Source organism: Aeromonas crassostreae, assembly GCF_054052445.1.
Genome location: NZ_JBSTYM010000080.1, coordinates 1 through 259, shown reverse-complemented (window position 1 = coordinate 259; position 259 = coordinate 1). Strand labels below are relative to the sequence as shown.

The 259-nt window shown below is 44.0% G+C and carries 1 tRNA gene; it reads left to right on the top strand.

The window, feature by feature from the left end:
* Positions 1 to 4 precede the first annotated feature (4 nt).
* Positions 5 to 80 (top strand) — tRNA-Glu (locus ACW5W4_RS18970).
* Positions 81 to 259: the final 179 nt, after the last annotated feature.

Here is a 259-nt window from a genome sequence, read left to right as displayed (position 1 = left end):
TTTTGTCCCCTTCGTCTAGAGGCCTAGGACACCGCCCTTTCACGGCGGTAACAGGGGTTCGAATCCCCTAGGGGACGCCACTTCTCTTCTTGTCTTTTTTGCTAGATACGAGAATGCAGAGTTAAGAACTGATTCTTAACTCTGTTTTCTTCAGCCTCGTGCTGTTGCAAACATGCTCTTTAACAATCTGGAAAGCTGATTTAAAAAGTAGTTCTCAAACATTTGTTACAAGTGCTTTGGAAACTTCTTGGCGAAAACC